General features: G+C 72.0%; 5 protein-coding genes. All 5 read right to left on the bottom strand.

Going from position 1 to position 4,955, the window contains the following annotated elements; all coding sequences use genetic code 11:
- Positions 1-403: 403 nt before the first annotated feature.
- Positions 404-784 (bottom strand): helix-turn-helix domain-containing protein, encoded by a 381-nt coding sequence (locus tag AB8Z75_RS31105; RefSeq protein ID WP_114019471.1) that lies wholly within the window; start codon positions 782-784, stop codon positions 404-406.
- Positions 785-914: 130 nt separating this feature from the next.
- The gene (locus tag AB8Z75_RS31100) at positions 915-1,514 is read right to left on the bottom strand and encodes a CinA family protein (protein ID WP_369207869.1); all 600 of its coding nucleotides are present in this window, start codon (positions 1,512-1,514) and stop codon (positions 915-917) included.
- A complete protein-coding gene (gene pgsA / locus AB8Z75_RS31095) occupies positions 1,511-2,218 on the bottom strand; it encodes a CDP-diacylglycerol--glycerol-3-phosphate 3-phosphatidyltransferase (RefSeq protein WP_369207867.1) in 708 nt (235 codons plus the stop codon). Before pgsA ends, AB8Z75_RS31100 begins: the two co-directional genes overlap by 4 nt.
- A complete protein-coding gene (gene rimO, locus AB8Z75_RS31090; protein ID WP_369207865.1) occupies positions 2,215-3,843 on the bottom strand; it encodes a 30S ribosomal protein S12 methylthiotransferase RimO in 1,629 nt (542 codons plus the stop codon). The genes pgsA and rimO overlap by 4 nt, the downstream gene beginning before the upstream one ends.
- Before the next feature lie 249 nt (positions 3,844-4,092).
- On the bottom strand, positions 4,093-4,893 hold the full coding sequence (locus AB8Z75_RS31085) for a helix-turn-helix domain-containing protein (protein ID WP_369207863.1): 801 nt from the start codon (positions 4,891-4,893) through the stop codon (positions 4,093-4,095).
- Between the last annotated feature and the right edge of the window lie 62 nt (positions 4,894-4,955).

The following is a 4,955-nucleotide window of genomic DNA, read 5'->3' as shown; positions in this document are numbered from 1 at the left end:
GTGCCGTCCTGCGCCACATGGACCGGCAGTACGCTCAGCCCCCAGCCCCCTGCCGTCACCGTCGCCTCCACCGGGCCTCCCTCGCCCACGGCCAGGCGCCATATCGCGCACAGCCAGCCGACGGCGCAGGCCCCGCCCAACGCCCAGCGGCACAGCAGTATCGGACCCACCGCTGTCATACCGCCACCTCCCGGGCCGGTACTCTCCTTCCCGGCGTGTCAGGACTCAGCCATCGTCCCGCACTCCACGCGACCGCGCGACCACAGAGAGCACGAGACGTGAGGCACGCGCAGGCCCCGCCGGGATCTTCCGACGGGGCCTGCACACTGACGGTTCCTGTCGCCCTTCCCGGCCCGGCGCCGCGCGCCGGCAGAAGGAGAGCCACGTATGCGTCACACGGCCGTCAGGCCGCTACCACGTCCACGGCCTCCGTAGGCGCCTTGATGGTGACGCGCTCCGGGGGCACGTCGGTGACCGAGGTGACGGACAGCGGGTTGAGCACCGGTCGCATGGGTGCCGGCACGGCGTCGCTCGCCGCGGACTCGGCCAGCTCCGCGAGCGCCAGCTCGTCGCTGACCTCCCGCATCAGCTCGGACATCCGCACATCGAGCGCGTCACAGATGGACGAGAGCAGTTCGGACGAGGCTTCCTTCTGGCCGCGCTCGACCTCGGAGAGGTATCCGAGCGAGACCCGGGCGGACGAAGAGACTTCGCGCAGGGTACGACCCTGGCGTTGGCGCTGCCGACGCAGCACGTCACCCAACAGGCGACGGAGCAGAATCATCGGTGCTCCTCCCTCTCAACGCGCGGCGTCTTCCACAGCCTGTAGCGGGGCGGCCAGTTGGCCCCGGTTCCTTCAGCCTCCACCGTACCGCCTAGAGCGGCAGCCGTGCGGGGAGCGATGTCGTGTTCACTCAGGGCTGCAAACATCCATTCCCCCCGCCCTGTTCCCCGCCCTGCCCTCCGGCGTTTCCGATCAGTTCCTTGTAGAGCAGCTCAAGGGCTCCTTGCACACTCTCCGTGCGGATACCGGCACGCACACGTTCTCCGGCCTCCTCACCGCTGTCACCGGCCCTGTCGCCGCTGCGGCTGCCCTCGATCCGCAGCCTGTCCGCGACCACGCCGGCTCCGCCGCCTGCTCCGGGTCCCGCGACGGCCACGTACACCGTGCCGACCGGCTGGCCGTCCTGGGGCTGCGGTCCGGCCACACCGGTGGTCGCCACGCCCCAGTCCGTACCGAGCACCCTGCGGACGCCCTGGGCCATCTGACGCGCGACCTCGGGATGGACGGCGCCCCGCTCCTCGAGGAGTGCCCCGTCCACACCGAGAACATCCCTCTTGAGCTCGGCCGCGTACGCCGTCACGGAGCCCAGAAAGGCCCGTGAGGCTCCAGGGACGGCAGTGAGCTCCGCGGCGACCAGCCCGCCGGTCAGCGACTCGGCGACGGCCAGCGTCTGGCCACGCTCGGTGAGCAGCGCGAGCACTCCGCCGGCCCGCGACTCCACGTCCGTCACGACCGTTCCTCTCCCTCCTGACCTGAAGCGAACCCTTCGGTCACCGCGGCCCGGTCGGCTGCCGCCGCCTCGGCTGCTGCGGCAAGACCCGCCCGGCGCAGCACCACCGCCTGGCGCACGTAGTCGAGCCCGGTGACGACGGTCAGCACGACGGCCACCGCCATCACCCACCACCGCGCGGTCGCCAGCGGCCCGGTGAGCGCGAGCACGTACATGCCCACGGCGACGCCCTGGGCGAGCGTCTTCAGTTTGCCGCCCCGGCTGGCCGGGATCACACCGTGTCTGATCACCCAGAACCGCATCAGGGTGATGCCCAGCTCCCGGAAGAGGATCACTCCGGTGACCCACCAGGGCAGGTCGGACAGCGCGGAGAGACAGATCAGCGCCGCCCCCATGATCGCTTTGTCCGCGATGGGGTCGGCGATCTTGCCGAAGTCGGTCACCAGATTGTGCCGCCGGGCCAGCTCACCGTCGAACAGGTCGGTGATCATGGCGACGGTGAAGGCCGCCCAGGCGAACGAGCGCCAGGCAGGATCGTGGCCGCCGTCGGCGACCATGAGCAGCACGAAGGCGGGCACCAGCAGCAGCCGCGCCATGGTGAGGAGGTTCGCGATGTTCCACAGACTCACAGTGCGCACAGCGCTCGCCGCCTTCGGCTTCGGGACGGTGCCGCGCCTCGCCGCGGAGGCCGGGATCCCCGTCATCTGCCGGCCTCCTCACTGACCTGGCGAGGTCCACCTCCGGCAGCCGCTCGGGAAGCCGGAACGGCGCTGTGGCCCGCGCCGGTCCGCGCGGGCGACGGGGAGGCGTCCTGTCCCGCGAGCGGCACGGCGACCAGGTCCACGCCCTCTGCCGCGCTCACTCTCGCCTCGACCATACGGCCGACCCCGAACCGCTGTCCTGCCGGGGAATCGGGAGCGGGACCCTCACCGGCCGGCTCCAGGCGCACCTGTCCGTCGGTCTCCGGCGCCTGGTGCGCACCGCGCCCCACGGCGCCCTCTTCCTCGTCCACGCTTTCGACCAGTACCCGCACGGTCTCCCCCACACGCTCCTCGGCGCGCTGGGCGGTCAGCTCCTCGGCGAGCCGCGACAGGTGCGCCAGGCGGCGGGCGATCTCCTCCTCGGGCAGCTTGGCCTCGTATCCGGCGGCCTCCGTGCCGTCCTCGTCGGAGTATCCGAACACACCGATGGCGTCCAGCCGCGCCTCGGTCAGGAACCGCTCGAGCTCGGCCAGGTCCTGCTCGCTCTCGCCGGGGAAGCCGACGATGAAGTTGGAGCGGACCCCCGCCTCGGGCGCCCGCTTCCTGATCTCCTCCAGCAGCCCCAGGAAGCGGTCGGTGTCCCCGAAGCGCCGCATGGCGCGCAGCACGCCGGGGGCCGAGTGCTGGAAGGACAGGTCGAAGTAGGGGGCGACCTTCTCGGTGCCGGTGAGGACGTCGATCAGGCCGGGCCGCATCTCGGCCGGCTGGAGGTAGCTGACCCGCACCCGCTCGATGCCGTCGACGGCCGCCAGCTCGGGCAGCAGCGTCTCCAGCAGCCGGATGTCGCCCAGGTCCTTGCCGTAGGAGGTGTTGTTCTCCGAGACCAGCATGATCTCGTGCACGCCCTGCTCGGCCAGCCACCGGGTCTCGGACAGCACGTCGGCGGGACGGCGGGAGATGAAGGAGCCGCGGAAAGAGGGGATGGCGCAGAACGAGCAGCGCCGGTCGCACCCTGAGGCGAGCTTGACGGAGGCGACGGGGCTGCTGCCCAGCCGGCGCCGCAGCGGGGCGCGCGGGCCTGAGGCGGGCGCGATGCCCGCGGGCAGGTCGGCGGGGGCGGAGGCGGCGGCTTCCGCGTGGTCGGCCGCGCCGTGCCCGGGGAGTGCCACGTCGGCGCCCTGGCGCTCGGCGGGGCTGACGGGCAGCAGCTTGCGCCTGTCGCGCGGGAGGTGGGGGGCGTGCACGCCGCCGCCCAGGATGGTCTGGAGCCGCTCGGAGATGTGCGTGTAGTCGTCGAAGCCGAGGACGCCGTCCGCCTCGGGCAGGGCGTCGGCGAGCTCCTTGCCGTACCGCTCGGCCATGCAGCCGACGGCCACCACGGCCTGCGTTCTTCCCTCCCCCTCGCGCGCCGCGCTCTTGAGGTCTCCTGCCTCCAGCAGCGCGTCGACGGAGTCCTTCTTGGCGGCTTCGACGAAGCCGCAGGTGTTGACGACGGCGACGTCCGCGTCGGTGGCGTCCTGGACGAGGTCCCAGCCATCCGCCGCCAGGCGGCCTGCGAGCTCCTCCGAGTCCACCTCGTTACGTGCGCAGCCGAGAGTGACAAGGGCGACGGTACGGCGTTCGGGCATGGGCTCAGCCTACTTCGTCCCCTCACCTCCCCCCGCCGCCAGGTTGTGACCCCGCAGCTCACCGGCCGGGCCAAGGGCTCGGGCGCGCCCGGACGGCCCGCGTGCGCCTGGACGGGAGGTCACACCACCGGCCGACGGCGGAGTCCGCCGCGACGCGGCGGGCGACCTGCCCCGCCGGTGTACCAGCGCTCCGCCGGGCCCCGGGGACGCCACCAGGACGGTCAGCCGACGCCGGATCGCAGCGGGCCGTCAGCCGGCCTCGGGGTCGCCGCGGGTGTAGCTGAGGCGCTGCACCTGGCCGACCTCGCCCGCGTGCTCGACTTCCTTGCCGTTGACGAACAGCTTGACGCCGCCCGCGTTGCCGAGCACCAGATCGAGCCGCTTGTCGTCGGTGAGGGTCTTGGAGTCGCCCTCCTTGAGCACGCCTTCGTGGACCAGCTTCCCGTTGTGGTCCTTGGCGGAGACCCAGCTGTTGCCGTTCTGCGCCGTCATCCGGACGGTCACCTTGTCGGCGGGGGCTCCGGCGATGGCGCTCTCGGACGGTTTGGGGTCGCTCGTCTTGGACGGGGAGGGCTTCTCGCTGGTGGACGGAGAGTCGGAGGGGGTGTCCTCGGCCACCGGCTTGCCGGACTCCTCGCTGCCTGAGCCGCTGACGAGGGTGAAGCCGACGAAGCCGATCACGACGACGATCGCGGCGACCATGGCAGCCGTCCAGTTGGGCCTGCGCGGCTCGGGGCGGATGCGTTCCGCTTCGAACAGCGTGGCCGGAGCGGTCGGCTCCGGGCGCCCGCCGTGCTCCGCGTCGTACTGCTCGACCAGCGCGTCGGCATCCAGCCCGACGGCACGCGCGAGGGTGCGGAGGTGGCCGCGGGCGTACACGTCCCCACCGCACCGGGAGTAGTCGTCCTGCTCGATCGCCTGCACGATCGGGGCTCGCACCCGCGTGGAGGTACTGATCTCCTCCACCGTCAACCGTGCGTCGATACGGGCCTGTCGGAGGGCTCGACCGACCGAAGGCCGGTCCTGGTCGGATGAGTTGCCGATGGACACGGGTGCGCCTTTCGAGCGTGTAGCCACCTGCTGGAGGTTCAGTCTAGGGGCGGGGCAAAAGG

The sequence above is a fragment of the Streptomyces sp. PU-14G genome (genome assembly GCF_041028275.1).
Taxonomy (GTDB): Bacteria; Actinomycetota; Actinomycetes; order Streptomycetales; family Streptomycetaceae; genus Streptomyces.
Note: the sequence above shows the minus strand (reverse complement) of the source record. Positions and strands in the feature narration are given on the sequence as shown.

Coding starts and splice junctions, on each gene's coding strand:
- AB8Z75_RS31105 (WP_114019471.1), bottom strand. CDS start 784: ATGATTCTGCTCCGTCGCCTGTTGGGTGACGTGCTGCGTCGGCAGCGC.
- pgsA (WP_369207867.1), bottom strand. CDS start 2,218: ATGACGGGGATCCCGGCCTCCGCGGCGAGGCGCGGCACCGTCCCGAAG.
- rimO (WP_369207865.1), bottom strand. CDS start 3,843: ATGCCCGAACGCCGTACCGTCGCCCTTGTCACTCTCGGCTGCGCACGT.